21 protein-coding genes are annotated in these 25,998 nt (G+C 71.4%); 18 read left to right on the forward strand and 3 right to left on the reverse strand.

Annotation, left to right across the window (positions count from 1 at the left end; genetic code table 11):
• Positions 1-12: 12 nt before the first annotated feature.
• Both RWH45_RS08950 and RWH45_RS08955 read right to left on the reverse strand, forming a co-directional pair.
• Positions 13-639: an MSMEG_1061 family FMN-dependent PPOX-type flavoprotein gene (locus RWH45_RS08950; RefSeq protein ID WP_315994525.1), complete on the reverse strand. Its 627-nt coding sequence runs from the start codon at positions 637-639 to the stop codon at positions 13-15.
• Positions 640-739: 100 nt separating this feature from the next.
• Complete coding sequence (locus tag RWH45_RS08955) at positions 740-2,224, reverse strand: PucR family transcriptional regulator (RefSeq protein ID WP_315994526.1); 1,485 nt, start codon at positions 2,222-2,224, stop codon at positions 740-742.
• 73 nt (positions 2,225-2,297) lie between these two features.
• Between RWH45_RS08955 and RWH45_RS08960 the strand changes: the two genes are divergently transcribed.
• The 12 genes from RWH45_RS08960 to RWH45_RS09015 all read left to right on the forward strand — a co-directional run bounded on the left by RWH45_RS08960 (position 2,298) and on the right by RWH45_RS09015 (position 17,627).
• Positions 2,298-3,410 carry an S-methyl thiohydantoin desulfurase family protein gene (locus RWH45_RS08960; RefSeq protein ID WP_315994527.1) on the forward strand — a complete coding sequence of 371 codons (1,113 nt, stop codon included), beginning with the start codon at positions 2,298-2,300 and terminating at the stop codon, positions 3,408-3,410.
• Complete coding sequence (locus RWH45_RS08965; protein WP_315994528.1) at positions 3,407-4,987, forward strand: hydantoinase/oxoprolinase N-terminal domain-containing protein; 1,581 nt, start codon at positions 3,407-3,409, stop codon at positions 4,985-4,987. Before RWH45_RS08960 ends, RWH45_RS08965 begins: the two co-directional genes overlap by 4 nt.
• An 84-nt stretch (positions 4,988-5,071) precedes the next feature.
• On the forward strand, positions 5,072-6,658 hold the full coding sequence (locus tag RWH45_RS08970; protein WP_315994529.1) for an ABC transporter substrate-binding protein: 1,587 nt from the start codon (positions 5,072-5,074) through the stop codon (positions 6,656-6,658).
• Position 6,659: 1 nt separating this feature from the next.
• Positions 6,660-7,703 (forward strand): ABC transporter permease, encoded by a 1,044-nt coding sequence (locus RWH45_RS08975; protein ID WP_315994530.1) that lies wholly within the window; start codon positions 6,660-6,662, stop codon positions 7,701-7,703.
• Positions 7,704-7,706: 3 nt separating this feature from the next.
• The gene (locus RWH45_RS08980; protein WP_315994531.1) at positions 7,707-9,476 is read left to right on the forward strand and encodes a dipeptide/oligopeptide/nickel ABC transporter permease/ATP-binding protein; all 1,770 of its coding nucleotides are present in this window, start codon (positions 7,707-7,709) and stop codon (positions 9,474-9,476) included.
• On the forward strand, positions 9,473-10,243 hold the full coding sequence (locus RWH45_RS08985; protein ID WP_315994532.1) for an ABC transporter ATP-binding protein: 771 nt from the start codon (positions 9,473-9,475) through the stop codon (positions 10,241-10,243). Before RWH45_RS08980 ends, RWH45_RS08985 begins: the two co-directional genes overlap by 4 nt.
• Positions 10,240-11,427, forward strand: coding sequence for a M20 metallopeptidase family protein (locus tag RWH45_RS08990; RefSeq protein WP_315994533.1), 1,188 nt, complete (start codon positions 10,240-10,242; stop codon positions 11,425-11,427). Before RWH45_RS08985 ends, RWH45_RS08990 begins: the two co-directional genes overlap by 4 nt.
• A gap of 7 nt (positions 11,428-11,434) precedes the next feature.
• Complete coding sequence (locus tag RWH45_RS08995; RefSeq protein WP_315994534.1) at positions 11,435-13,237, forward strand: helix-turn-helix domain-containing protein; 1,803 nt, start codon at positions 11,435-11,437, stop codon at positions 13,235-13,237.
• 121 nt (positions 13,238-13,358) lie between these two features.
• Positions 13,359-14,633, forward strand: coding sequence for a hydroxymethylglutaryl-CoA reductase, degradative (locus tag RWH45_RS09000; protein ID WP_315994535.1), 1,275 nt, complete (start codon positions 13,359-13,361; stop codon positions 14,631-14,633).
• On the forward strand, positions 14,630-15,598 hold the full coding sequence (locus RWH45_RS09005) for a hydroxymethylglutaryl-CoA lyase (protein ID WP_315994536.1): 969 nt from the start codon (positions 14,630-14,632) through the stop codon (positions 15,596-15,598). The genes RWH45_RS09000 and RWH45_RS09005 overlap by 4 nt, the downstream gene beginning before the upstream one ends.
• Positions 15,595-16,824 carry a CaiB/BaiF CoA transferase family protein gene (locus RWH45_RS09010; protein WP_315994537.1) on the forward strand — a complete coding sequence of 410 codons (1,230 nt, stop codon included), beginning with the start codon at positions 15,595-15,597 and terminating at the stop codon, positions 16,822-16,824. Before RWH45_RS09005 ends, RWH45_RS09010 begins: the two co-directional genes overlap by 4 nt.
• Positions 16,821-17,627: an FAS1-like dehydratase domain-containing protein gene (locus tag RWH45_RS09015; RefSeq protein WP_315994538.1), complete on the forward strand. Its 807-nt coding sequence runs from the start codon at positions 16,821-16,823 to the stop codon at positions 17,625-17,627. Before RWH45_RS09010 ends, RWH45_RS09015 begins: the two co-directional genes overlap by 4 nt.
• Before the next feature lie 145 nt (positions 17,628-17,772).
• On the opposite strand, the gene RWH45_RS09020 is transcribed toward RWH45_RS09015, so the two are convergent.
• Entirely contained in the window at positions 17,773-18,333 is a 561-nt protein-coding gene (locus RWH45_RS09020) for a flavin reductase family protein (RefSeq protein ID WP_315994539.1), read from the reverse strand.
• Between the two features lie 248 nt (positions 18,334-18,581).
• On the opposite strand from RWH45_RS09020, the gene RWH45_RS09025 reads away from it, so the two are divergent.
• From RWH45_RS09025 to RWH45_RS09050, 6 genes are all read left to right on the forward strand, one after another.
• Complete coding sequence (locus RWH45_RS09025) at positions 18,582-19,556, forward strand: ABC transporter substrate-binding protein (protein WP_315994540.1); 975 nt, start codon at positions 18,582-18,584, stop codon at positions 19,554-19,556.
• A 121-nt stretch (positions 19,557-19,677) separates the two neighbouring features.
• On the forward strand, positions 19,678-21,252 hold the full coding sequence (locus tag RWH45_RS09030) for a sugar ABC transporter ATP-binding protein (protein ID WP_315994541.1): 1,575 nt from the start codon (positions 19,678-19,680) through the stop codon (positions 21,250-21,252).
• Positions 21,249-22,292, forward strand: coding sequence for an ABC transporter permease (locus tag RWH45_RS09035; RefSeq protein ID WP_315994542.1), 1,044 nt, complete (start codon positions 21,249-21,251; stop codon positions 22,290-22,292). Before RWH45_RS09030 ends, RWH45_RS09035 begins: the two co-directional genes overlap by 4 nt.
• Positions 22,292-23,311 carry an ABC transporter permease subunit gene (locus RWH45_RS09040; protein ID WP_315994543.1) on the forward strand — a complete coding sequence of 340 codons (1,020 nt, stop codon included), beginning with the start codon at positions 22,292-22,294 and terminating at the stop codon, positions 23,309-23,311. Before RWH45_RS09035 ends, RWH45_RS09040 begins: the two co-directional genes overlap by 1 nt.
• Positions 23,312-23,354: 43 nt before the next feature.
• Positions 23,355-24,896 carry a sugar ABC transporter ATP-binding protein gene (locus RWH45_RS09045; protein ID WP_437127332.1) on the forward strand — a complete coding sequence of 514 codons (1,542 nt, stop codon included), beginning with the start codon at positions 23,355-23,357 and terminating at the stop codon, positions 24,894-24,896.
• On the forward strand, positions 24,889-25,902 hold the full coding sequence (locus tag RWH45_RS09050) for a LacI family DNA-binding transcriptional regulator (RefSeq protein ID WP_315994545.1): 1,014 nt from the start codon (positions 24,889-24,891) through the stop codon (positions 25,900-25,902). Before RWH45_RS09045 ends, RWH45_RS09050 begins: the two co-directional genes overlap by 8 nt.
• The last annotated feature ends 96 nt before the right edge of the window (positions 25,903-25,998 follow it).

Below are 25,998 nucleotides of genomic sequence, written 5' to 3' on the forward strand. Positions count from 1 at the left end.
CGGGTGCGCACGTCAGTACAGCGCCTGGTAGGCGCCGGTCATGGCGTCGTCGATGACGTCGCCGACCGCGGCATCCCAGCCCGAGGTACTCGCCCAGATCTGGCCCGAGCTCGGTACCTGGGTCGCAAGGTCCTGCATGTCGGCGTCCCATAGACCGCCGCGCAGCAGCGCGCGACCGCAGTGCAGGTACACCTGCTCGATGCGCAGCACGATCGCGAGGTCCGGCACCGTGTGGTCCTGCTCGAGCGTGCGCAGCAGCGTCGGGTCGTCGGTGACGATCGCGGCGCCGTTGATGCGCAACGTCTCGCTCATGCCGGGCACGAAGCACAGCAGGGCGGCGTGGCCGTTGTCGACGATGTTGCGCATCGAGTCGGCGATCTTGTTGCCGAGGCGATCGGGGATCGCGACCGTCCGGTCGTCGATCGCCCGCACGAAGCCCGGGTAGTCGCCTCGCGGCGAGTTGTCGCACCGTCCGTCGCGGTCGGCCGTGGCGAGCGTGGCGAAGGGGGAGTGGGCGAGGAAGCGCAGGCAGTTCTCGTCGAGGCGATCGGTGATCTTCTGCAGCGAGGGCCCCTCGGGTTCGCCCAGCGTGCCGCGGATCTCCTCGAGTCCGAGCGCGCGGAAATCGGTGGAGAGCATGCCTCCGACGCTACCCGGAGCCCGATCCCGGCTCATCGTCTCCAGGGCACAGGATCGAGGGGTCGATCTGTGCCCCGGGCACACCTCGCGTGCGAGGACCTCAGCGTCCTGACCCGATGAGCCGCACACGGCACGCCAGTTCGACGGCGAAGCGGGTGTCGGGGTCGTCGAGGTCGACGTCGAGTAGTTCGCGCACGCGGCGGATGCGGTAGCCCACGGCGTTCGGATGGAGGTTCAACTCGCGTCCGGCCTGGGCCAGCGAGTTGCGGTTGCCGAGGTACGACAGCAGGGTGCGCACGGCGGTGGCCGATCGCTCCGCGCCGAGCGCGTCGAGCGGATGCAGCAGGTCGTCGAGCAGGTTGCGGCTGACCGGGGAGGCGTAGAAGTCGAGCAGCAGACGCCGCAGCCCCGTCACGTCGGTGAGCTCGATGGCATCCAGTCGTCCGGCCGCGATCGCCGAGTCGGCGGCGACGCGCGCCTCGGCGGCCGTCTGCCGGAGCCCTGCGGCACCCGTCTGAGGCGTTCCGAGGCCCACCGTGTACGTCCAGTCGTCGCCCGCCAGCCGGCGCGCCTGCTCCTGCACGCGCACGATGACGTCGCGGAGGCGTCGTTGATGATCGCCGGCGCCGTGGTCCTCGCTGCTGACGAGGATGACGTCGTCCTGGAGGAACGCGATGTGCCAGAGCTCGTCGCGGTCCTCGATGAGCTGCAGCGTGAACAGCTCCAGGGCCGCCTCCACGAAGCGCGGCGCGCGCAGCCCCGTGTCGACGCGGTGCTGCGGCCGCATCCAGGCCACCGCATGCGACAACTGCAGGGGCAGGCCGAGGCGCGCGGCGGGCGCGACGAAGCCGTCGACACGACCGGCCTCGGCGAGGATCAGCTCGACGATGAGGTCGGCGCGGGACTGGTTGGGGGCGAAGCGATCCTGCAGGTGCCGCTGCATGGCCCGCGACACGAGGGAGGCGACGACGGGGAGGGCCACCGTCGCCGCGGGGTCCGAGGTCTCCGCGACGAGCCGTCCGATGGGCACCTCGCCGGCGAAGACGGCGTCGGCGTCGGTCCACGACGTCGAGGGGTCGTCCTGCACGCGGACCCTCACTCCGAGCGCGGTGCCGGCGGCATCGAGGATCGCGGCCACGGCGTCGGATGCGCCGGCGGACGCGGCGGCCGTCGCCTTCTCGACCGCGAACGCCGCGCGCGTCATCGACTCCGCGGCGCCGCCGCTGATGACGCGGTCAATCGTGACCGCGAGGTCGGGGGCTCGCGCCGCGAGCGACACGAGCACGGGCACGCCCCCGCGTTCGGCGAGCACGCTCGCGGTCTCGGCGGGCGCGAAGCCGGCCGGCATCACCAGGCCGGCGAGACCCCGCGCGCTCGCCTGCCGGAGGGCCACGTCGACGAGGTACGAGGCGGGCGGATCGTCTCCCGCGACGACGGCGAGCGTCCCCGCCGGGAGGGAGGGCAGCTCCGACAGCGCGGCGACGTCGACGCGCTCGATCACGGCGCCGCCGCGGGGGCCCGCGGCGAGAGCGACGCCGAGACGTTCAGCCTGGGAGAGGAGGTCCGAGGTGGTGAGCTGTGCCACAAGCACAATGTACGCCGATTCCCTGTCGCCCCACCACATTGTCGGTCGCCCGAGTGCTGCCTAGGGTCGTGTCATGGCATCCCCGTCCCTCGTCCCGCCGACCGCGGTCCGCGCCCCCGAGCACGTCACCGCCGACGACATCGCCGCCCTCGCCGCGGGGGCCGCGATCTTCGGCACCGGCGGCGGAGGGGCGGTCTACACCTCGCAGCTCACCACCGAACGCGCGATCCGCGAGCACGGCCCGGTGCGGCTGCTCTCGGTCGACGACCTCGGGCCGGACGACGCGGTCATCATGATGAGCGGCATCGGCGCTCCCACCGTCGGAATCGAGATGCTCTCGTCGGTGCAGCAGATCGAGACGCTCCTGCACGAGGCCGAGCGCGTCGCGGGGCGCAGGATCACCGCGATCATGCCCGCTGAAATCGGCGGCAGCAACGGCGTCTCCCCGGCCGGCTGGGCCGCCCGCCTCGGCGTTGCACTTTTGGATGCCGATGGCATGGGCCGCGCGTTTCCCGAGGCGACCATGATCTCCACGAATGTCGCCGGAGTGCCGTGCGACTTCGCCGTGCTGAGCGACGTCGTCGGAAACGTCGTCACGCTGCGCACCGTCGACCTGGGTTGGCTCGAGCGGCACGCCCGCGCGGTCACCGTCGCCGCCGGCGGCATCTGCCTCGGCGCGCACTACCTGCTCACCGCCGAAACGGCCCCGGGGGCCGTCATCCCGGGCACGATCAGCACCGCGATCCGCGTCGGTCACGCGCTCCTCGAGGCCACCGACCCGGTGACGGCGGTCGCCGCGGAGCTCGACGCCGACGTGTTGATCACCGGCAAGATCGTCGACGTCTCCCGGCGCACCGAGGGCGGCTTCGTCCGCGGCTCCATCACGATCGCCGGCATCGGCGACGACCGCGGGCGTCTGCAGCGCGTCGAGCTGCGCAACGAAAACCTCGTCGTCCTGGAAGACGGCGAAGTGCTGGCCACGGTGCCCGATCTCATCACCGTCGTCGACCTCGAGACGGGCCACGCGATCTCCACCGAGATGCTCCGGTACGGCCAGCGCGTGTCGGTGCTCGCGTGGGCGTGCGACCCGCTGTGGCGCACCGAGCGGGGCCTCGAGCTCGCCGGCCCCCGCGCCTTCGGCTACGACCTGCCCTACGTCCCCTTCGAGCGGAAGGATGCGCGATGAGCGCCGTTCGCGACCTGTCCATCGGCGTGGACGTCGGTGGCACGAACACCGACGCGGTCGTGGTGGATGCCACCGGCTCGGTCATCGCCTGGACCAAGCAGCCCACGACGGCCGACGTCATCGGCGGCATCCGGGCGGGGATCGCCGCGGTGCTCTCGCAGCTCGGCGACGACCGCGACCGCGTGTCGCGCGTGATGCTCGGCACGACCCACGCCACCAACGCGATCGTCGCGCGACGCGGACTCGACCGGGTCGCGCTCGTGCGCCTCGGCGCGCCGGCCGCGACCGAGTGGCCGCCGCTCACGGGATGGCCCGACGACCTCAGCGACCAGGTCCTGGCCGGTGCGGCCATGCTCGGCGGCGGGCACATGGTCGACGGCACGCCCATCTCCCCGCTCGATCGCGACGGCATCCGTCGCTTCCTCGACGGTCTGGGCGGCGGTTTTGACAGTGTCGCCGTCTGCGGCATCTTCAGCCCGTCCTCCCCCGAGCAGGAGCGTGAGGTCGAGCAGCTCGTGCACGACCACCTCGGCGAGGCGGTCCCGGTGTTCCTCAGCCAGGACATCGGTCCCGACGGACTCCTCGAGCGAGAGAACGCCACCGTGCTGAACGCTGCCCTGCGCGGCGTGGCGAGCGACGTCACACGCGCGCTCGTCGACGTCGTCGCGGAGGAGGGCCTCGACGTCGCGACGTTCTTCGCGCAGAACGACGGCACACTCATGTCGCTCGACTACGCCGTGCGCTACCCCGTGCTGACCATCGGCTCCGGACCGGCGAACTCGATCCGAGGCGCGGCGTTCCTCTCCGGCGCGCAGAACGCCATCGTGGTCGACGTCGGCGGCACCACGAGCGACCTCGGCGTGCTCGTCGACGGCTTCCCCCGCGAGTCCACGCTGCCCCGCGACATCGGCGGCGTGCGCACGAACTTCCGCATGCCCGACATCCTCAGCCTCGGTATCGGCGGCGGCACGGTCATCGACCCGCGCACCGGTGCCGTCGGCCCCCGCTCGGTCGGCTACCGCATCGCCGAGGAGGGGCTGCTCTTCGGCGGCTCCACCGCCACACTGACCGATGCCGCCGCAGCGGCCGGCCACGGCATCCCGGGCCGCTCGCTGCCGACGCTGTCGTCGGGGCAGCGCGACCTGCTGAGCCGCGCCCTCGCCCACGCTCACGAGCGCATCGAGGAGGCCGTCGAGCGCCTGTCGCTCGGCCGGGTCGACCTCCCCCTCGTCGTCGTGGGCGGTGGCGCCCTCCTCGTCCCCGACGACCTGCCGGGTGCCGGCGACGTCCTGCGTCCCGACCGGGCCGACGTCGCCAACGCGGTCGGTGCGGCCATCTCCCTCGCGGGAGGCCGTGCCGAGCAGATCTCCGACGCCGACGACCGGGATGCCGCGATCGCGGCCGCCTCGGAAGCGGCGATCGCCAAGGCCATCCAGGCGGGGGCCGATCCCCTCGCGGTCGAGATCGTCGACGTCCTCGAGACGTCGCTGTCGTACACGGCCCGTCCCACTCTCAAGGTGTCGGTGAAAGCCGCCGGCCCCCTGAGCCACCTCGCCGCGCCCATCCCCGCGCGCTGACACGCCCGCACCACCCGCCCGCACCACCCCTCGAGCACCACGTCTGGCACCACTGACGCTTCACCCGAATCAAGGAGCAAGGCCATGAAACGCAGCACCCTCGTCCCGGCGGCCGCCGGGGCCGCCCTCCTCGCACTGACACTGGCGTCGTGCGCCGCGCCGTCCGACAACGGGGGAGGTGGGGGCTCGGTCGTCTCGGGCGGCACGTTCGTCAAAGCGATCAGCGACGACCCGGGCGACCTCGACCCCATGAAGACGGTCTCTCCCGACACGTTCGACGTGGTCACGATCGCCTACGAGTCGCTCATCTACGTCACTCCCGACGGCGGGTACGAGCCCTGGCTGGCCGAGAGCTGGACCGACGAGGGCACCTCCGCCACCTTCACCCTGAAAGACGGCATCACCTGCGCTGACGGCTCGCCGTTCACCGGGCAGACCGTCGCCGACAACCTCAACTACAACGCCGACCCGGCGAACGCGACCTTCTCGTACGGCACGGTCATCACCGAGGCCGTCTCCGTCACCGCCGAGGGCAACGTCGTCACGGTCACCAGCACCGTCAACGACCCGTTCCTGGCGGTCAACCTCGGCTCGATCATGATGGTCTGCGATGCGGGCCTCGCCGACATCGCCTCGCTGTCCGACACCACCGACGGCACCGGTCTGTTCCAGCTCAGCGAAGCCCGACCGGGCGACGCCTACGTCTTCACCAAGCGCGACGGGTACACCTGGGGCCCCTACGGGGTCACCGGCGACACCGAGGGCCTCCCGGACACGATCGAGGCCCGCATCGTGTCCGACCAGAGCACCGTCACCAACCTCCTGCTCTCCGGCGAGCTGAACACCGGTGTGGTCACCGGTCCCGACCAGGACCGTCTCGAGGGTGCGGGCATCGAGTACACGGGTGTGCGCAACCCCGTCGGACAGATCCTCTTCAACGAGCGGGAGGGGCGACCGTTCTCCGACCCGCTCGTGCGTGAGGCGCTGTCGACCGCGATCAACCGCGACGAGGTCGGACCGGTCATCGCCGGGGCGACGGGACTGCCCTCCAGCGGTCTCGTCATGAAGACGCCCCTGCTGTGCGTGCAGGACCCGCCCGGCTGGTCTCTGCCGGCGACCGACCTCGATCGCGCCGCGGACCTGCTCGACGAGGCCGGCTGGACCCTCGGTTCCGACGGCATCCGCCAGAAGAACGGCCAACCGTTGACGGTGAAGTTCATCTACGACGCGCCGACCGCTTCGCACGCCCCCGCCGCGGAGCTCGTCAAGGAGACCTGGGACAAGCTCGGCGTCGTCACCGAACTGTCGGCCAACGACGCCGCAGCGTGGTCGGACCAGCTCTACACGAGCTTCGATTGGGACACGGGCTGGGTGCAGATCGCCCCGGGCAGCCCCGTCGTGCTCGACCTGTTCTTCGGGGGAGCGACCCCCGATCAGGGCGGTCTGAATTTCATGTTCGTCGACAACCCGGAGTACAACGCCCTCGCCGCTCAGGCGAAGACCGCGGCGCCGGATGCCGCGTGCGGACTCTGGCAGCAGGCCGAGAAGGAACTGATCGACCGCTTCGACACCTTCCCGGTGATCGACAACATCCTGCCGAACTACATGAGCGGCGCGACCTTCGAGCAGCCGAACTTCCTCAACCCGACCTCGATCCGGATGCAGGGCTGACATGACCGCGACCCCTCCGCCCGCCGTCGCCGACCTGGCCGGCGCCCCCACCGCGGCCCTCGCGGTGCGGGCGGAGGGGCGCGCGCCCGCCCCGCGGCTGTCGCCCCGGGTGACCTTTCTCCTGCGCCGTCTCGGCCGCCTCCTCGTCTCGCTCGTCGTGGTGGTCGTCGCCTCGTTCTTCCTCGTGCATCTCGTGCCGGGCGACCCCGTGCGGGCGGCCCTCGGCATCCAGGCCTCGCCCGAGCTCGTCGCCGCGACCCGCGCCGAGCTCGGTCTCGACAAGCCGATCCCGGTGCAGTTCCTCGACTACGTGGCGAACCTCCTGCGCGGCGACTTCGGCGAGTCGATCCGCACCGGTCGCTCGGTCGCCGAGACGATCGGGCAGCGTTTCCCGGCGACCGTCACCCTCGGCGTGCTGAGCTTCCTCGTCGCCCTGTTCGCCGCGGTGCCGCTCGGCATCGGCGCGGCCGTCGCCCTCCAGCGTCCCGGCCGGAAGGTGGCCGACGCCGCGGTCTCGGGAGTCCTCGGCATGCTCATCGCGGTCCCCGGCTTCCTGCTGGCCGTCGGGCTGATCGCCCTCTTCGCGGTGCAGCTGAGATGGCTGCCCGCGGCCGGGTGGGGTACGCCCCAGGATGCCGTTCTCCCCGTGCTGGCGCTCGCTCTCGGCCCCATGGCGTACCTGGCCCGCATCGTGCAGGTGGAGATGTCGGGCGTGCTCGGTGCCACATACATGACCACCGCCCGTGCGAAGCGCCTGCCCGGCCACCTCGTTTATCTGCGTCACGCGCTGCCGAACATCATCACCGCCTCGCTCACGGTGAGCGGTCTGCTGCTGAGCGGGATGATCGCCGGCACGGTCCTCATCGAGACCGTCTTCGCGATCCCCGGCATGGGCGGGGTCATGGTGCCCGCGGTCGGGGCCAAGGACTACCCGATCGTGCAGGGGCTCGTCATCGTGTACGCCCTCATCATCCTCGGCGTGAACCTTCTCGTCGATCTCATCCTCGTGACCGTCGACCCGCGGTCCTCGATCACGGAGGGCTGAACCGTGACCTGGCGCTCCCGTCTGCTGTCCCCCTCGGGCATCGCCGCCGTCATCGGCGTGCTGCTCTTCCTCTTCCTCACGATCGCGGGGCCGGTGCTCTTCCTCGCCGCGGCCGAGACCTCGAACGTGCCCGATCGCCTGCTCGCGCCCAGCCTCGCGCGCCCGTTCGGCACCGACGACCTGGGCCGAGACATCTTCTCGCGGGTGCTCGTCGCCGCCCGCGTGTCGATCCTGCTCACCCTCGGGGCGACCGTGGTGTCGACCATCGGCGGCATCGCCTACGGGCTCATCGCCGTCATCCTGCCCCGCCACGTGCGACGCCTGGCGACGGGACTGCTCGACATCCTGCTGGCGTTCCCGTGGTTGCTCATGGTGCTCTTCTTCACCGTGATCTGGGGCGCGAGCGCGATGAGCGCGATGTTCGCGATCGGCATCTCCGGCATCCCCTTCATGGCCCGTCTGGTCTACAACCTCGCCTCCTCGGTGTCGGGCCGCGACTACGTGCGCGCGGCGCGGGTCGTGGGCGTCGGGCCGATCGGCATCCTGGTCCGGCACATCCTGCCCAACATCGCCAACCCGCTCTTCGTGAACGCAGCGGCCACCGCGAGCGTCACCCTGCTGTCGTTCGCGGGTCTGTCGTTCCTCGGACTCGGTGTGCAGGCCCCCGAGTACGACTGGGGGCGTCTGCTGCAGGACGGCATCACGCGCATCTACGTCAACCCGCTCGCCGCCATCGGCCCGGGCATCGCTGTCGTCCTCGCGGGCCTGGTCTTCACCTTCGTGAGCGAGGCGCTGTCGGACACCCGCGGAGGCGGCCGGGGTGCCGTGGCCCGGCGGGCGCTGGGAGCGGTCGCTCCCACCCGCCGCGCGGGAATGGCCGCGACACCGCGTCAGCCTCTCGCGGTCGGCGAACCGGTCGCCGAGATCGCCGACCTCCGCGTGGCCTTCGCCACGGCCGACGGGGGCGAGGTGGAACGCGTGAAGGGCGTGAGCCTGCGGATCCTCCCCGGCGAGGTCGTCGGCATCGTCGGCGAGTCGGGATCGGGCAAATCGCTCACGGCGATGGCGCTTGCGGGGCTGCTCGGCCCGGACGCACGTATCGCCACGACCGCGCACACCTTCGACGGCATCGACATGACCCGGCCGCTGAGCCCGGTCGATCGTTCGACGCTGGGCGTGGAGCTGGGGATGGTGTTCCAAGACCCGCTCACCTCGCTCAACCCGGCGTTGACCATCGGCCGGCAGCTCACCGAGGTCCCCGAGGTGCACCTGAAGATGTCGCGAACCGATGCGCGCGCGCATGCCGCCGCCGCCCTCGAGGCGGTCGGCATCGCGGATGCCCCGCGGCGACTGTCGCAGTACCCGCACCAGTTCAGCGGCGGCATGCGCCAGCGCGCCATGATCGGGCAGGCCCTGACCGGCCGACCGAAGCTCATCATCGCCGACGAGCCGACGACGGCGCTCGACGTCACGGTGCAGCGCCAGGTGATGGGCGTGCTCCGGCGCGCGCAGACCGACACGGGAGCGGCGATCGTGTTCATCTCGCACGACATCGCGCTGGTCTCGGCCTTCTGCGACCGGGTGCTCGTCATGAAGGACGGTGTCGTCGTGGAGGAGCTCGACGCACAACGCATCCGCGAGGACGCGACCCACCCCTACTCCCGCGCGCTCATCGCGTGCCTGCCCGACATGACGTCCGACCGCACCCGCCCGCTTCCGGTGATCCCGCCGGATGTCGCGGCATCCGCCCTCGCCGAGGAGGTGGGGGTGTGAACGCCCTCGAGATCGATCACCTGTCCGTGCGGTACGGCCGCGTCACCGTCGTCGACGACGTATCCCTGGTCGTCCCCGCCGGTCGGACGCTCGGGCTTGTCGGGGAATCCGGGTCGGGCAAGAGCACGATCGCGGCCGCCGCGGTGGGCCTCGTGCCGCCCGCGACCGGCGAAGTGCGCGCCGACGGGGTCGTGGCATCCGGTCGAGGAGCGGCGGCGCGCGCCGCGCGCCGGCGTCTCCAACTCGTCTTCCAGGACCCGTTCTCCGCCCTCGACCCCCGCATGAGCATCGGCGACTCCATCGCCGAGGCCCTCCGGGCGAGCGGTCGGACCTTCTCGCGCGACGCCCGCGTGGAGCGCGTGCGGGAGCTGCTGACGCTCGTGCACCTCGACCCCGACCGCGCCGGTGACACACCGGCCGCGTTCTCGGGCGGCCAGCGCCAGCGAGTGACGATCGCCCGGGCGCTCGCCGGTGAGCCCCGCGTGCTCATCGCGGACGAGGTCACGAGCGCTCTCGACGTGTCCGTGCAGGGCGCGATACTCAACCTCCTGAGGGAACTCCAGGAGAATCTCGGGCTCTCGATGCTCTTCATCTCCCACAACCTCGCCGTCGTCCGCTACATCAGCGACGAGATCGCCGTCATGCGTCACGGCCGTATCGTCGAGTCGGGACCCACCGAGCAGCTGCTGGCCGCGCCCACCGAGCGGTACACGCTCGATCTGCTCGACGCCGTGCCCGTGCTCGGGGTGCGGATGGCGGCCGGATGAACGGCTTCGCCGACTCGGCGTCGGCGCTCGTCCCCGAGCTGGTCGCCGTCCGGCGCGAGCTCCACGCCGTCGCCGAGATCGGCCTGCACCTGCCCGAGACGCAGGCGTTGCTGCTCCGCGAGCTCGACGGCCTCGGGCTCGAGGTCTCCGTCGGCGCGGGGCTGTCGTCGGTCACCGCGGTGCTCCGCGGGGCGCGACCCGGGCCCGTGGTGCTGTTGCGAGCCGACATGGACGCCCTTCCCGTGGCAGAGGCGACGGGACTGCCGTTCGCGTCACCGTACGCGACGATGCACGCGTGCGGCCACGACCTGCACATGGCGGGGCTGCTCGGTGCGGCCCGCCTTCTCGCCGCCCGCCGCAGGGAGCTCCCGGGTGCGGTGGTCTTCATGTTCCAGCCGGGCGAGGAGGGGTACGCCGGCGCGCGCCTGATGATCGAGGAGGGCGTGCTGGATGCCGCGGGCGACACGCCCGTAGCCGCCTACGCGCTGCACGTCGACACGATGACCGACGCGGGGACGTTCGTCACCCGCCCCGGCCCGATGATGGCGAGCGTGAGCGCGGCGACCCTCACCCTCCGCGGCACGGGCGGGCATGCGGCGATGCCGCACCAGGGAGTCGACCCGGTGCCCGTCGCCGCGGAACTGGTGCTCGCTGTGCAGACGTTCGGTGCCCGCCGTCTCCCCGCGACAGACCCCGCGGTGCTGTCGGTGACCGGCATCCGCAGCGACTCGGCGGCCGGGAACGTGCTCAGTGAGACGGTGACGCTGGTGCTGAACGTGCGGACGTTTTCGGACGGCACCCGCGCCCGCGTGCGCGACGACCTGCCGGCGCTCCTCACGGGGATCGCGAACGCGTACGGGTGCAGCCTCGAGATCGATTGGGTCGATTCGTACCCCGTGACGGTGAACGACCCCGATGAGACCGCCGTCGTGCTCGATGCGCTGCGTTCCGCGCACGGTCCGGAGCGGGTGCGGGTGCTCGAGGCCCCGTCGCCGGCATCCGAGGATTTCGCGTACGTGCTCGAACATGTACCGGGCGTGCTCGTCTTCCTCGGCGTCGCGCCGGCCGAGGGGCGCGCGCCTCTGCACTCCGATCGCGCGGTTTTCGACGACGGGCAGCTCGGCCTGCACGCGGCGACGCTCGCCGGCCTGGCGTGGGACCGGGTGCACCGGCGCGGGCGCTGAGGTCGACATGCTCCACTCCGCCGCAGAGTCCGGCCTCGAGACCCCGCTGCCGGACCCTGCCGCGCCCGCCCCGGCCGCCGCATCGGACCCGCCACCGCCCACCGCCGCCGACGTCGCGGCGCTGCGCCGTCGCACCGGTGAGCTGGCGGCGCTCTACGCCAGTGCGCGGGAGCTCGCGGCGATGCGTGACGCGGACGCGGTGCTCGAACGCCTCGTCGACCGGGCGCACGAGCTGCTCGCAGCCGACGTCGCGTATCTCTCGGAGTTCGATGAGACCGACGCGACCTTGCGGGTCCGTGCCACGCGCGGAACGGTGACCTCTGCGTTGCGCGGCCTCGTCGTTCCGCCCGGTCGCGGGCTCGTCGGCGCCATCGCCGAGTCACGGATGCCGCACGCGGTGCGCCGCTACGACGCGGTGGATCATGACCGGCACACGGCGGGCATCGACGCGGCGGTCGCGGGGGAGGGGATCGTCTCGATGCTCGGGGTGCCGCTGCTCTCCGAGGATCGCGTGCTCGGCGTGCTCTTCGTCGCCGAACGCCGCGAGCGCGCATTCGGACCCGACGATACTGCTCTGCTAGCCGCCTTGGCCGACCACGCCTCGGTCGTCCTGCAGACCGCCGCCGCCCTCGCCGACGCCCACCGGCAGGCCGAGCGTGCCCGCGCGGCGGCCGCCGAACTCACGGCGCACGTCGCCGCGCGCGACCGCGCGAACCGGGTGCATCGCGAGCTCGTGGATGCGGTGCTGGCCGGGGGTGGGCTCGCGCCGGTGGCGACCGCGCTCTCGGTCGCGCTGCAGGCACCGGTGGCGATCGTGGACGCCCCCGGCAGGGTGCGCGCGATGCATGGCGACGCCTCCGACGCGCTCATCGACGCGGCCCGCAGCGGTGACGACACGGATGCCGGTGTCTCGGTGATCAGCCCGATCGCCGCCGGCGGACGCGGCCTCGGGGCGATCGTCGTGGGTCCGTCCGCGCGAGCGCTCGACGACGTCGATCGACGCACCATCGAGCGGGCCGGTCAGGTCGCCGCCCTCCTCGCCCTCTCCGAGGAGGCGGTCGCGGAGACCGATCACCGCCAGCGTTCCGACCTGCTGGTCGACCTCGTCACCGCTTCCGCACAGCGCCGCGCCGACGTCGTCACCGCGCTGCGCCGTTCGGGCATCGATGAACAGCTGCTCGGCGCCGTGACGGCGCTGGCCGTGACCGGGGAGCGCCGCGGCGCGGCCGCTCGCGCCCTCGCGCACCACCTCGGACAGACGGCGCTGGTCGGCGAGCTCGACGGACTCGTGGTCGCGGCGCACGCCGCACCCCTCGACGCGAAGTCGTTCCGGCAGCTGCGTGACGCGATGGGTCTCGACGTGCTCGCCGTGACGACCGTCGCCGCACCCGACGGCATCGCCGCCGCCGCCCGCGACGTGCGCTCGGCGGTCGCCCTGGCGCGAGCCCTCGGACTGGGCGACGCGCTCGTGGGTGCCGACGAGCTCCTGCCGTATGCCGCTGCGATCGGCGCTGACCGGCGCGCCCTCGACGCGTTCCTCGACTCCGCCCTGGGGGCCGTGCGGCGCCACGACGCCGCGCGGGGCAGCGACCTCCTCGCGACCCTGCGAGCGTTCATCCATCACGGCGCGAGCCCCACCCGCACGGCCCGGGCCTTGACGTTCCACACCAACACGATCCTGCAGCGACTAGAGAAGCTCGACGCTCTGCTCGGTAAGGGCTGGCGCGACGACGAACGCTTCTTCCGCCTGTCGATCGCGGTGCGCCTCGACGACCTGCGCGAGCGTCTGGAGCGCGATGGCGATGGGTGAGACACCCACTCCCGCGGTCGACCGATGTGTCGGGGGCACGTACCCCGCGGGTCGACGCCGACCTAGCGTCGAGGGGACGCCGCCGTCGACGCGGCACCCTCCCGCCCGCGAAGGAGCCCGCGTGACCCCCTCCAGCCGACTTCCCGGTCTGCGCGACCACACCCCGCTCGAGCGACGCCGCCTCGTCGCAGAGGCCGCGGGCCTCGACCCCGCGCACCTCATCGCGCTCGACCCCGCCGAGGGGCTGTCGCTCTCGCACGCGGATCACCTGGTGGAGAACGTCATCGGTCTCCTCGGCATCCCCGTCGGCATCGCCACGAACTTCCGCATCGACGGGGTCGACCGACTCGTTCCGATGGCGACCGAGGAGCCTTCGGTCGTGGCCGCGGCGTCGAACGCCGCGCGCATGGCCCGGGCGACCGGGGGTTTTTCCACCTCGTCGACCGGCGACGTGATGATCGCCCAGGTTCAGCTGCTCGACGCGGTCGACCCCGAGGGCACGCGCCTGCGTCTCCTCGAGGCGCGCGACGAGCTGCTCGCCCTCGCCGATGCGCAGGACCCGATGCTGGTGTCCCTCGGCGGCGGCGCGATCGACATCTCGGTACGCACCCTCGCCACGCGCACGGGCACGCAGGTGATCCTGCACCTGCATGTCGACGTGCGGGATGCCATGGGCGCGAACGCCGTGAACACGATGGCCGAGGCGCTGGCACCGCGCATCGCCGAGATCGCGGGTGCCCGCACCCTCCTGCGTATCCTGACGAACAAAGCCGATCGGCGCCTCACCCGCGCCCGCGCCGTGTTCCCCGCCGACCTGCTCGGCGGTGCGCAGGTCGTCGCCGACATCGAGGCGGCGAGCGCGTTCGCCGAGGCCGACGCGTACCGCGCAGCCACCCACAACAAGGGCATCATGAACGGCATCACCGCCGTCGTCCTGGCCACCGGCAACGACACCCGGGCCGTGGAGGCCGGATGCCATTCGCACGCCGCGCGGGAGGGGGCCTATCGCGCGCTCTCGCGATTCGAGCGCAACGCCGACGGCGATCTCGTCGGCACGCTCGAGGTGCCGCTCGCGGTGGGACTGGTCGGCGGGGCCACCCGCGCCCACCCCACGGCACGTGCCGCGGTGCAGCTGCTGGGGATCACGACGGCGCGCGAGCTCGCCGCGACGATCGCCGCGGTGGGCCTCGCGCAGAACCTCGCGGCGTGCCGGGCGCTGGCCGCGGAGGGGATCCAGCGCGGGCACATGACCCTGCACGCTCGGACGATCGCGGCGAGCGCGGGCGCGGAGGTGGGCGAGATCGCCGAGGTCGCCGCCCGGATCGTCGCCGATGGCCGCATCCGGGTCGAGTACGCCGCCGAGGTGCTCGCCGAGCTGCGCGGGCGGTCCTCGTGAGCGCCCCCGCCCCGCGGCGGCGCCCGCGGCAGGAGGCGGCGGAAGGGCTGCCCGCCGAGGTCACCGTCTATGAGGTGGGTCCCCGCGACGGGCTCCAGGCCGAGACCGACGTCATCCCCACCGCGGTGAAGTCCGAGCTGTGCTCGCGCCTGTACGCCGCAGGGTCGCGCGCGCTCGAGGTCACCAGCTTCGTGCCGCGGACGTGGATCCCCCAGCTCGCCGACGCGCGCGACGTCGCGGCGTCCGTCCGTCCGCCTGAAGGTGCCCGCGCGGTCGCCCTCGTGCCCAACCGTCGGGGTCTCGACGACGCTCGCGCCGCGGGGGTGCGCGAGGTGGCGGTCGTGGTGAGCGCGACCGAGTCCTTCGCTCGCGCGAACCTGAACACCGACCGCGCGGGGACTGTCGCCCGGGCGGTCGCCGTCGTCGACGACGCGCGCTCGGCGGGTATTCCCGTGCGAGGGTACGTCTCGATGGCGTTCGGCGACCCATGGGAGGGTGACGTCGACACGGCCGCCGTCGTCGACGCCGCGCTGGCGCTGCACTCCGCCGGATGCCGCACGATCGCGCTCGGCGACACCATCGGCGTGGCCACGGCGGGGCACATCGAGCGGGTCGTCGAAGCGGTGGCGGATGCCAGGATCCCCCGCCCCGCCCTCGCCCTGCACCTGCACGACACATACGGTCAGGCGCTCCCTAATGTGCTCGCGGGCCTCCGGGCCGGGGTGACCGAGTTCGACGCGTCCGTGGGCGGGCTGGGCCGATGCCCGTACGCCCCCGGAGCAACGGGCAACCTCGCGACCGAGGAGCTCGTCTGGATGCTGGAGGGCCTCGGCATCCGCACCGGTCTCGACATCGTCGCACTTGCCCGGATCAGCGCCTGGCTGGCCGGTGTGCGCGGCCGACCGCACGCGTCACGCGTCGCCGCTGCTCTGACGACGCCCACTCTTCCGGAGGACCCCGCATGATCGACTCCCTCGTCCCCGGCCCCGGCGCGCTCGGCGGTGTCGTCGTGCTCGATCTGTCCCGCGTGCTCGCAGGCCCCTATGCGGCGCAGATGCTCGCTGACCTCGGCGCGACGGTCGTCAAGATCGAGAACCCGCGTGACCCCGACGTCTCGCGCGGCTTCCCCCCGTACCTCACCGACGGCGACGAGGAGTTCAGCGGATATTACGCCCAGTACAACCGCGGCAAGCTCGGCGTGGGGCTCGACCTCGCCGCCCCCGGCGGCGTCGAGACACTCATCGACCTCGTCCGGCGGGCCGACATCCTCGTCGAGAACTTCCGCCCCGGCACGATGGACAAGCTCGGCGTCGGCTACGACGTGCTGCGCGAGGCGAACCCCCGGCTTGTGTACGTCGCGGTGTCGGGGTACGGGCAGACGGGGTCGCGTAGCCGTCGGCCTGCGTTCGACAACACCGCGCAGGCGGCGGGCGGTCTGTGGTCGATGAACGGGTACCCCGACCAGCCGCCGGTGCGTGTGGGAGTCACGATCGGTGACTTGTCGGCGACGCTGTTCGCCGTCGTGGGGGCGCTCGCGGCCCTTCGGCACGCGGAGCGAACGGGGGAGGGGCAGCTCGTCGATGTCGCGCAGGTCGACAGCGTTCTCGCGCTCACCGAGACCGCGGTCGTCGACTACACGGTGCGCGGCGTCGAGGCTGCCCCCGCGGGCAACGAGCACGCCTGGGTGCGCCCGTACGAGTTGTTCGACTGCGCCGACGGCCAGGTGTTCTTCGGCGCGTACACCGACAAGCTGTGGCGCGCGAGCTGCGTGCTGTTTGGCTCGCCCGAGGTCGCCGACGACCCCGAGATCGACACGATGCGCAAGAGGTTCGACCCCGAGGTCTACGCGCAGCGCGTCAAACCGCTCGTCTCGGCGTGGCTGGCCCCGTATACCAAGGCGGAGCTCGAGGAGATGGCGGGCGACGTCATCCCGCTCACCGCCGTCAAGACGATCGGCGAGGTGGTCGATGACGCTGGAACCGCCGAGCGCGACATGATCGTCGAGGCCGACTACGGCTCGCTGGGAACCCTGCGCATGTTCGGTCAGCCCATCAAGCTCAGCGCGACGCCGGCGACGCCGGGACGGGTCGCCAACCGCTTCGCGGAGCACTCCGACGTCGTCCTCACCGCGCTCGCCGGTTATGACGCCGAGCGCCTTGGCGCCCTGCGGGCATCGGGCGCTCTGTCGTGAGCGTCGTCCGCACGGGGATCCTGGATGCCGCTCCCGCCGAGGCCTATCGCGGGACCTTCGCCGCGGCCGATCCGGCGCGTTCCCCCGGCGACGAACTCCCGCCGGGGTGGGAGGGCGTGTACTTCCCGTTCGCGGTGTCGTTCGACGACCTGCGCTCCGACGGCACGCCCGCTCGCGACGGCATCCTGCCCGAGATCGACCTGCCGCGTCGGATGTACGCGGGCGAAGACACGGTGTTCGAGGGGGAGCTTCGTCTCGGCGACGAGGTCACGCAGACGGCGGCCGCGGGGTCCGTCATTCAGAAGACCGGCGCGAGCGGGCGCCTCGTCTTCGCCGACATCGAGCGCACCTACGCCGTCGACGGCGCGGTCGTGGTGCGCAGCACGTGGCATGACGTGTTCCTCGGCGCGCCCTCGACCCCCGCTCGCGCTCCGCGCACCGACCCCGCCGCCGCCGCGGAGGCCGCCTGGATCGAGACGGCGACCCTCGACGCGCGCCGCCTGTTCCGCTTCTCGGCCCTGACCTTCAACACGCACCTCGTGCACTATGACCGCCGGTGGGCGCACGAGATCGAGGGGCTGCCCGACCTGCTGGTGCACGGGCCGTTGCTGCGCATCTTGCTCGTGGATGCCGCCCGTCGGCACGCCCCCGGTCGGCGTATCGCCGCCCTACGGGTGCGCGTGACCTCGCCGGCGTTCGTCGATCAGCCGATCCGCCTGTGCGGCACAGCCGACGCCGCACGCGTCGTGGCCGTGGGGCAGAGTGACGTCATCCTGGCGACGGCCGAGATCACCTTCGCCTGACGTCCGTCGCGGCCGCGCCCGCCGGATCCGCTGATCCGCGCGAGTGCCCGGAGTCTCGTCGGTCGCGCCCCGGTCGCCCCAACCTCGATCTCGGCGGGATACCGCGGCCGAGCTGCGGCAGGCCGGAACCGCGACGGCGTACCGCTCAGTCCAACCGCGAGTGCTCGCCCAGGCGGTGCCACGTGCGGTTGTGGTAGACCAGCGCGGCTCCCGGCTCGCCCGGCTCGAGGTCGCGCTCCACGTCGACCTGCAGGGCCTGGGCGGCGATGACGGTGGAGCCCCCGGCATCCATGCGGCTGACGATCTTGCATCGCAGCCACGCACGCACGCCGTGGTACACCGGCTCGCCCGTCGCGAGGCGCGACCAGGTCGACGTGTCGGCGAAACGGTCGAGCCCGCTGGTGGCGGCGGTGCGGGCGAGGCCGATGTCCTCCGCGTCGAGCAGGTGCACCACGATCGTGTCGGCGGCGATGATGGTCGGCGTCGCCGACGACAGGGCCGAGACCGAGAAGATGAGCAGCGGCGGGTCGGCACTGACCGACGACACGCTCGAAGCGGTGAGGGCGACCGGGCCGTTCTCGCCGTAGGCGGTGATGACCGCGATGCCGCCCGGGTGGCCGCGGAACGCGCGCTTGAAGTCGTCCGCCGAGACCGAGGTGCCGATGGCGGGCGTGCTCTCCGGGGTGCTGTGCGGAAGCGAAGTCATACCTACGACGGTAGGCGCTCGCGCGGGGACCGGCGCCATCGCGCGCAACACGGGGAAACGCGTCCGGCGGCGTCGAACGGGTCGATGCCGCCTTTGTGAGGCTTCACATTCACCGATCCGTGACCTGTCCACGCTCCGCATCGCTTGACAGGGGCCGTTGTGTGAGCGCTAACATTCCCTCACGGCTCACCTGAGGGGCTGCATCACATGAACCGGCATCGGAGCCGGCGAAACGAGGAGGTTTCATCATGAAGGCGAAGAAGATCATCACGGGTATCGCGCTGGTCGGGGCGATCGCATTCACGGCGACCGGTTGCGCCGGCGGCGGGGCGGGCGGCGGCGGTGGGGACGGCGTCATCACGGTCGGTTTCGCGCAGACCGGCTCCGAGAGCGGCTGGCGCAGCGCCAACACCGAGTCGATGAAGGAGGCGTTCAGCGAGGCCAACGGCTTCAACCTCATCTTCAACGCCGCCGACAACAAGCCCGAGGCGCAGATCGCCGCGGTCCGCAGCTTCATCAACCAGGGCGTCGACGCCATCGTGCTCGCCCCCATCGTCACCGACGGCTGGGACGACGTGCTGAAGGAGGCGAAGGATGCCAACATCCCCGTCATCCTCGAAGACCGTACGGTCTCGGCCTCCGAAGATCTCTACGCGAGCTGGATCGGCCTCGACTTCAAGAAGGAGGGCGAGACCGCCGGGAAGTGGGTCGCCGACAACTTCGGCTCGACGCCCACCAACATGGTCGTGCTCGAGGGGACGACCGGTTCGTCGGCGGCCACCGACCGCGCCGCCGGGTTCGACGCGGCCATCGAGGGGACCGACATCAAGGTCCTCGACTCGCAGACCGGCAACTTCACGCGCGCCGACGGCAAGACCGTCATGGAGGGCTTCCTGCAGAAGTACGGCTCCCAGATCAACCTGCTGTTCGCGCACAACGACGACATGGGTCTGGGTGCGCTCGAGGCCATCAAGGCCGCGGGCATGACCCCCGGCACCGACATCAAGATCGTCACGATCGACGCGGTGAAGGACGGGATGACTGCCCTCTCCAACGGGGAGTTCAACTACATCGTCGAGTGCAACCCGCTCCTGGGCGAGAAGACCGCCGAGGTCGTCAAGAAGGTCGTCGCGGGCGAGTCCGTCGACAAGAGCTACATCGTCGAGGACCAGGCCTTCGACCAGGAGCAGGCCAAGAAGGTGCTCGACAGCCGTCCCTACTGATCGCGGCTCCGGGCCGTCGACTCCCCTCGGCGGCCCAGGTCCTCCGTCGCAGTCCCCTCCCCGCGTGCGGGGCCGGCAACCGGCCTCGCACGCCCCACGGCTCTTCAGAAAGCGATCGAGCATGACAAGCGAACGTGCCGCCGTCGTGGCCATGCGCGGCATCAGCATCCGATTCCCCGGGGTGAAGGCGCTCGACGGCGTCGACTTCACCCTCTATCCGGGGGAGGTGCACTCCCTCATGGGAGAGAACGGTGCCGGGAAGTCCACCCTCATCAAGGCCCTGACGGGGGTCTACAACATCGACGAGGGATCCATCCGCGTCGACGGCGACGAGCGGCTGTTCCGTTCGACCGCCGACGCGCAGGCCGCGGGGATCGCGACCGTCTACCAGGAGGTCAACCTCTGCCAGAACCTCACCGTCGGCGAGAACGTGATGCTCGGCGAGGAGGTGCGTCGGGCCGGGGTCGTCGATTGGCGGGCCACCCACGCGGCCGCTGCGACGCACCTGGCCGAGCTCGGGGTGCACATCGACACCCGCTCGATCCTGGCCAGCCACTCCATCGCCGTCCAACAGCTCGTCGCGATCAGTCGCGCCATGGTGGTCGACACCAAGGTGCTCGTGCTCGACGAGCCCACCTCCAGCCTCGACAGGGGTGAGGTCGAGCAGCTGTTCGGCGTCATCCGAGACCTGCGCGGCCGAGGGGTCGCGATCCTGTTCGTGTCCCACTTCCTCGACCAGATCTACGAGATCTCCGACCGGCTCACGGTGCTGCGCAACGGCACGTTGGTGGGGGAGTACCCCGTGGGCGAGCTCGGGCGCGAGCAGCTGGTGGCCAAGATGATCGGCCGCGAGCTCGGTGAGTTGGACGCCATCTCGGCCAGCGCCGAACGCCCGATCGACCGAGCGGGCGTCCCCGTGCTCCGCGCGAGCGGACTCGGACGCAAGAATGCGCTCGAGCCCGTCGACCTCGACGTGTTCGGGGGCGAGATCGTCGGACTCGCGGGACTGCTGGGCTCCGGCCGGACGGAGCTGGCGCGCCTCCTGTCGGGCGCCGACCGCGCCGACGAGGGCACGATCGAGGTCGACGGGACGCCCGCGCGGACCGGCTCGCCCCGTCATGCCCTCGACAGGGGCATCGCGTTCTCGTCGGAGGACCGCCGCGCCGAGGGGATCGTGGGCGATCTCACCGTGGCGGAGAACATCATCCTCGGCGTCCAAGCCCGGCGCGGGCCGCTGCGCCGGATGGGGGCGGCCGAGAAGCAGGCCATCGTCGACGAGTACATCACCGCCCTCGGGGTGCGCCCGGCGAACCCCGACGCCCTCATCCGCAACCTCTCCGGCGGCAATCAGCAGAAGGTGCTGCTCGCCCGCTGGCTGGCCACGGCCCCCAAGCTGCTGGTGCTCGACGAGCCGACCCGTGGCATCGATGTCGGCGCCAAGGCCGACATCCAGCGCAAGGTCGCCGAATTGGCCGAGAAGGGGCTCGCCGTCGTCTTCATCTCCTCGGAACTCGAGGAGGTGCTGCGCATCGCGCAGCGCGTGGCCGTGCTGCGCGACCGTCGTAAAATCGGCGAGCTCACCACCCGCGACGTCGACCTCGACGGCCTGGTGGCCTACATCGCCGACGGGCAGCCCGAGGGGCTTCCCGTCACCGTCCCCGAGACACCGTCGTCCGATCGGGAGAAGATCGCATGAAGAGATTCCTCACTCACCGCCTCGTCTGGCCGATCGCGGCGTTGGTCGCCCTCATCGCGATCAACACGATCTCGCGGCCGTCCTTCCTCAGCGTCACCGTGCAGAACGGGCAGTTCTACGGCTCGCTCATCGACATCCTGCGCAACAGCGCACCGCTGATGCTCGTGGCCCTCGGCATGACGCTCGTCATCGCCACCCGGGGCATCGACCTCTCGGTGGGCGCCATCATGGCCGTGTCCGGAGCGGTGGCGCTGACGATCATCGAGGCCGCCCCCGACTCGGGCAACCTCGGCGTCGTCTTCACCGCGATCGCCGCCGCCGTCGGCGTCGCCCTGCTGCTCGGGGTCTGGAACGGCTTCCTCGTGTCGGTGCTCGGCATCCAACCGATCATCGCCACCCTCGTGCTCATGCTCGCGGGTCGTGGCGTCGCCCTGCTCATCACGGGCGGGTTCATCACCACCATCAACAGCGACCCCTACAAGTTCATCGCGGGCGGCTACGTCCTCGGCCTCCCGTTCGCGTTCTTCGTGGCACTCGCCGCGGTCGTCGTGGTGGGCGTCCTCGAGCGGCGCACGGCGCTGGGCATGCTGACCGAGGCGGTGGGCATCAACCCCGAGGCCAGTCGCCTGGCGGGTGTGCGCTCGCGCGGCATCATCTGGGGCGCCTACATCGCCAGCGGCGCGCTCGCCGGGATGGCCGGCATCCTGTACAGCTCCAACATCATGGCGGCCGATGCGAACGCGGCCGGGCTGTACATCGAACTGGATGCCATCCTCGCCGTCGTCCTGGGCGGTACCTCGCTCGCGGGCGGCACGTTCAGCATCGCGGGCACGGTGGTCGGCGTCTTCACCATCCAGACGCTCAAGAGCACCATCACCTTCCTCGGCGTCCCGCCCGCGGTCAGTCCGGTGTTCATGGCGGCGGCCGTGCTGGTCGTCGTCCTGCTGCAGTCGCGGCGCTTCCGCGCGTTCTTCCACACGGCCGGCCGCGGTGCCGTCCGCCCCCTGTCCCGTCGTCCCGATGCGAAGGTGCTGTCCTGATGGCCACTCTCACCGAAGAGCGCCGCGTGGCCACCGTGCCCGCGAGCCCCTACCGCCGCTTCCTCAGCCGCCACGTCTCGTGGGTCCCGGTGTTCGCGGCCGTCGTCATCCTCGTCGTCATGATCGCCGGCGCGATGTGGTGGTTCCCCAACTTCCAGCTGCCGCGCATCCTGTCGTCGATCCTCCTCGACAACGCCTATCTGCTCGTGCTCGCGGTGGGGATGACCTTCGTCATCCTGACCGGCGGAATCGACCTCTCGGTCGGCGCCGTCATGGCGTTCACCGGCATCCTGTGCGCGAAGATGCTGTCCGACGGCGTCCCGGTGGCGGTGGCCCTGCCCGCGATGATCCTCATCGGCGCGGCGATCGGACTGCTCATCGGCGTCCTCGTGCAGTTCTTCGACGTCCAGCCGTTCATCGCCTCGTTGATCGGCATGTTCCTCGCCCGCGGTCTGGCATTCGTGGTGAGCCTGGAGTCGATCAAAGTCGACAACGAGGGACTGCTGTGGCTGCAGTCCACCCGCTTCTCGTTCGCGGGCTGGTACATCACGCCGACGGGCGTCATCGCGCTGCTCACCGTGGCGCTCGCCGCCTTCGTGCTGCGCTACGCCCGCTTCGGGCGGACGGTGTACGCCGTCGGCGGCAACGAGCAGTCGGCGCGACTGATGGGACTCCCGGTCGTGCGCGCCAAGCTGTCGGTCTACGTCATCAGCGGGGTGTGCGCCGGTCTCGCCGGCATCGTGCTGACGGCCTATTCCGGCGCGGGCTACCCCCTCAACGGCGTGGGGACCGAGCTCGACACGATAGCCGCGGTCGTCATCGGCGGCACGCTGCTCACGGGCGGCAGCGGGTTCGTGATCGGCTCCATGATCGGGGTGTTCGTCTACGGTCTCATCCGCACGATCATCTCGTTCTCCGGCGCCGAGCAGTCGTGGACGCGCATCACCGTGGGCGCGCTGCTGCTGCTGTTCGTGGTCGTCCAGCGCGTGATCGTCTCGCGCTCGGCACTGCGGCGGTGACACGCTCGCGACGCGTTCGCACTCCCGCTCGGGCGCGGGCATGATGGAGCCCATGTCCACCGTCGCTCCGCCCCTCCTCGAGGTGCGCGGAGCGACGGTGCGTTTCGGCGTCGAGAGCGCCCTCGCCGACGTGGACTTCCGGCTGCGGCCGGGCGAGGTGCACTCGCTCATGGGCGAGAACGGCGCGGGCAAGTCGACGCTGATCAAGGCGATCACCGGAGCCCTGCGACTCGACAAGGGCGACATCCTGCTCGAGGGGCAGCGGATGCGATTCTCCTCGCCCGCCGACGCGCAGTCGCGGGGCATCTCGACCGTCTACCAGGAGATCGACCTGCTGCCCAACCTCACCGTCGCCGAGAACATCTCGCTCGGGCGGGAGCCGCGCCGTTTCGGCGTCATCGACCACCGCGAGATGCGCGCGCGCGCCGAGAGGGCGCTCCGTGCCCTCGGCGTCGATGTCGATCCCGCATCGGTGCTGTCGTCGCACCCGCTGGCGGTGCAGCAGCTCGTCGCCATCGCCCGCGCCGTCTCGACCGAGGTGAAGGTGCTCGTGCTCGACGAGCCCACCTCGAGCCTGGATGCCGACGAGGTCGCCGAGTTGTTCCGCGTCATCCGCGACCTCAAGACGCAGGGGATCGCGATCGTCTTCGTCTCGCACTTCCTCGACCAGGTCTACGAGATCTGCGACCGGGTGACCGTCCTTCGTGGGGGGCGCCTGGTCGGCGAGTACGCGACGCGAGAACTGCTGCGCATCGACCTCGTCGAGAAGATGCTCGGCGCCGCCGCCGACGCCCTCGCCCCGCTCGGGCAGCGGCCCGTCGAGCCCGCGGAGGGGCCGAGCGTGCTGAGCGCGCGGGGACTGGCATCCGGAACGCGCCTGCGCGAGGCCGACCTCGACATCGGCGAGGGGGAGGTCATCGGCGTCGCGGGGCTCCTCGGTTCGGGGCGCACCGAGCTGGCGCGGTCGATCACGGGCGTCGATCGCCCCGACACCGGAGAGGTCGCGATCGACGGCGAGGTCGCGCGCCTCGACACCCCTCGCGAGGCGATCCGCCGCCGGGTGGCGTACTCGTCGGAGAACAGGCGCACCGAGGGCATCATCGGCGACCTCAGCGTGCTCGACAACATCACGCTCGCCCTGCAGGCGCAGCGGGGGATCTTCCACCGTCTGAGCACGGCGCGTCGTCGTGAGCTCGCGGTGAGCTGGGTCGAGGCGTTGCACATCCGACCCGCCGACATCGACCGGCCCGTCTCGACGCTGTCGGGTGGCAACCAGCAGAAGGTCCTCCTGGCGCGGCTGCTCGCGCTGTCCCCGCGGCTGATCGTCCTTGACGAACCGACCCGCGGTATCGACGTCGGAGCGAAGGCCGAGATCCAGCGGTTGGTCGGTGAGCTCAGCGACAACGGCCTGTCGATCGTGTACATCTCGGCCGAGCTCGACGAGGTGCTGCGCGTGGCGCATCTCGTCGCCGTCATGCGCGACGGCGTGCTCGCGCAGATCGTCCCCGCCACGGGACTGACCTCCGACGCGCTCCTCGCCCTCGTCGCAGGTCACACGACCTCGGAAGGCGGCGCCGGTGGCTGACGACAAGGCCTCGCGCACCGCCAACATCTTCGACGTCGCCCGACTCGCCGGCGTCTCGCACCAGACGGTGTCGCGTGTGCTCAACGACATGCCGAACGTGCGCCCCGCGACCCGGGCGCGCGTCGAGCAGGCCATCGCGCAGTTGCGGTACAGCCCCTCGCCCGCCGCGCGCGCCCTCGTGACGCGCCGCACGCGCACGATCGGTCTCGTCACCCCGGGCACGGTCGACTACGGTCCCTCGTCCATCGCGATGAACTTCAACTTCGCCGCCCGTGCCGCCCGGTACAACGTGGATGCCATCAGCTCCGCCCAGACCGACGCCGCCGAAGTGCGGGTCGCCATCGACGGCCTGTTGAAGCAGCGGGTGGATGCCATCGTCCTCATCGTCATCGACGCCGAGGTGCTCGCCGCGATCCAGGCGCTCGAGCTCGACGTGCCCGTCGTCGCGGCGGCCGCGACCCCGCGACCGCACCCGCGGCTCGTGGCCATCGATCAGTACCGCGGTGCGCGAGCCGCCGTCCGGCATCTCCTGGAGTCGGGCTACACGACGGTGCGGCACATCGCCGGGCCGGCGCGGAACCCCGATGCGATCGAACGGCTGCGGGGCTGGCGCGAGGAGATCGCCTCGGCGCGCGCGCAATCGACGCCGCCCCTCCACGGAGATTGGACCGCTGCGAGCGGCTATCGCATCGCCTCCGAGACCGACCTCGCCCCCGGCGAGGGCATCTTCGTCGCGAACGACCAGATGTCGATCGGCGTGCTGTCGGCGTTGCGCGAGAGGGGGCTGCGCGTTCCCGACGACGTCGGCGTCGTCGGGTTCGACGACATCCCCGAAGCGTCGTTCGTCTACCCCTCGCTGACGACGGTTCGACAGGACTTCGCCGCTCTCGGGGAGATCCTCATGCAGAAGGTCCTGCTCATGGTCGAGGAGCCCGACACCGTCAGCGAGACCACGCCTCTGCCCACGCGGCTCGTCGTGCGGGACTCCGCCCCGACGCGTTCCTGACGCCCGGTGCAGTCGTCGTCCGGCGGATGAAATCCGGCACCGGATGTTGACGTCAACAGGGGTGTGAGCGCTAACATTCTGGCATCCGTCGTCGAC

The sequence above is a fragment of the Microbacterium galbum genome, assembly GCF_032464915.1.
GTDB classification, from domain to species: Bacteria; Actinomycetota; Actinomycetes; order Actinomycetales; family Microbacteriaceae; genus Microbacterium; species Microbacterium galbum.

Bases quoted from the DNA above. Each gene is read 5' to 3' on its own strand.
- RWH45_RS09045 (WP_437127332.1), top strand. From the start codon at position 23,355: ATGGAGCCCATGTCCACCGTCGCTCCGCCCCTCCTCGAGGTGCGCGGA.
- RWH45_RS09040 (WP_315994543.1), top strand. From the start codon at position 22,292: ATGGCCACTCTCACCGAAGAGCGCCGCGTGGCCACCGTGCCCGCGAGC.
- RWH45_RS08960 (WP_315994527.1), top strand. From the start codon at position 2,298: ATGGCATCCCCGTCCCTCGTCCCGCCGACCGCGGTCCGCGCCCCCGAG.
- RWH45_RS08965 (WP_315994528.1), top strand. From the start codon at position 3,407: ATGAGCGCCGTTCGCGACCTGTCCATCGGCGTGGACGTCGGTGGCACG.
- RWH45_RS08975 (WP_315994530.1), top strand. From the start codon at position 6,660: ATGACCGCGACCCCTCCGCCCGCCGTCGCCGACCTGGCCGGCGCCCCC.
- RWH45_RS09035 (WP_315994542.1), top strand. From the start codon at position 21,249: ATGAAGAGATTCCTCACTCACCGCCTCGTCTGGCCGATCGCGGCGTTG.
- RWH45_RS09020 (WP_315994539.1), bottom strand. From the start codon at position 18,333: ATGACTTCGCTTCCGCACAGCACCCCGGAGAGCACGCCCGCCATCGGC.
- RWH45_RS08990 (WP_315994533.1), top strand. From the start codon at position 10,240: ATGAACGGCTTCGCCGACTCGGCGTCGGCGCTCGTCCCCGAGCTGGTC.
- RWH45_RS09025 (WP_315994540.1), top strand. From the start codon at position 18,582: ATGAAGGCGAAGAAGATCATCACGGGTATCGCGCTGGTCGGGGCGATC.
- RWH45_RS08970 (WP_315994529.1), top strand. From the start codon at position 5,072: ATGAAACGCAGCACCCTCGTCCCGGCGGCCGCCGGGGCCGCCCTCCTC.
- RWH45_RS09010 (WP_315994537.1), top strand. From the start codon at position 15,595: ATGATCGACTCCCTCGTCCCCGGCCCCGGCGCGCTCGGCGGTGTCGTC.
- RWH45_RS08950 (WP_315994525.1), bottom strand. From the start codon at position 639: ATGCTCTCCACCGATTTCCGCGCGCTCGGACTCGAGGAGATCCGCGGC.
- RWH45_RS08995 (WP_315994534.1), top strand. From the start codon at position 11,435: ATGCTCCACTCCGCCGCAGAGTCCGGCCTCGAGACCCCGCTGCCGGAC.
- RWH45_RS09030 (WP_315994541.1), top strand. From the start codon at position 19,678: ATGACAAGCGAACGTGCCGCCGTCGTGGCCATGCGCGGCATCAGCATC.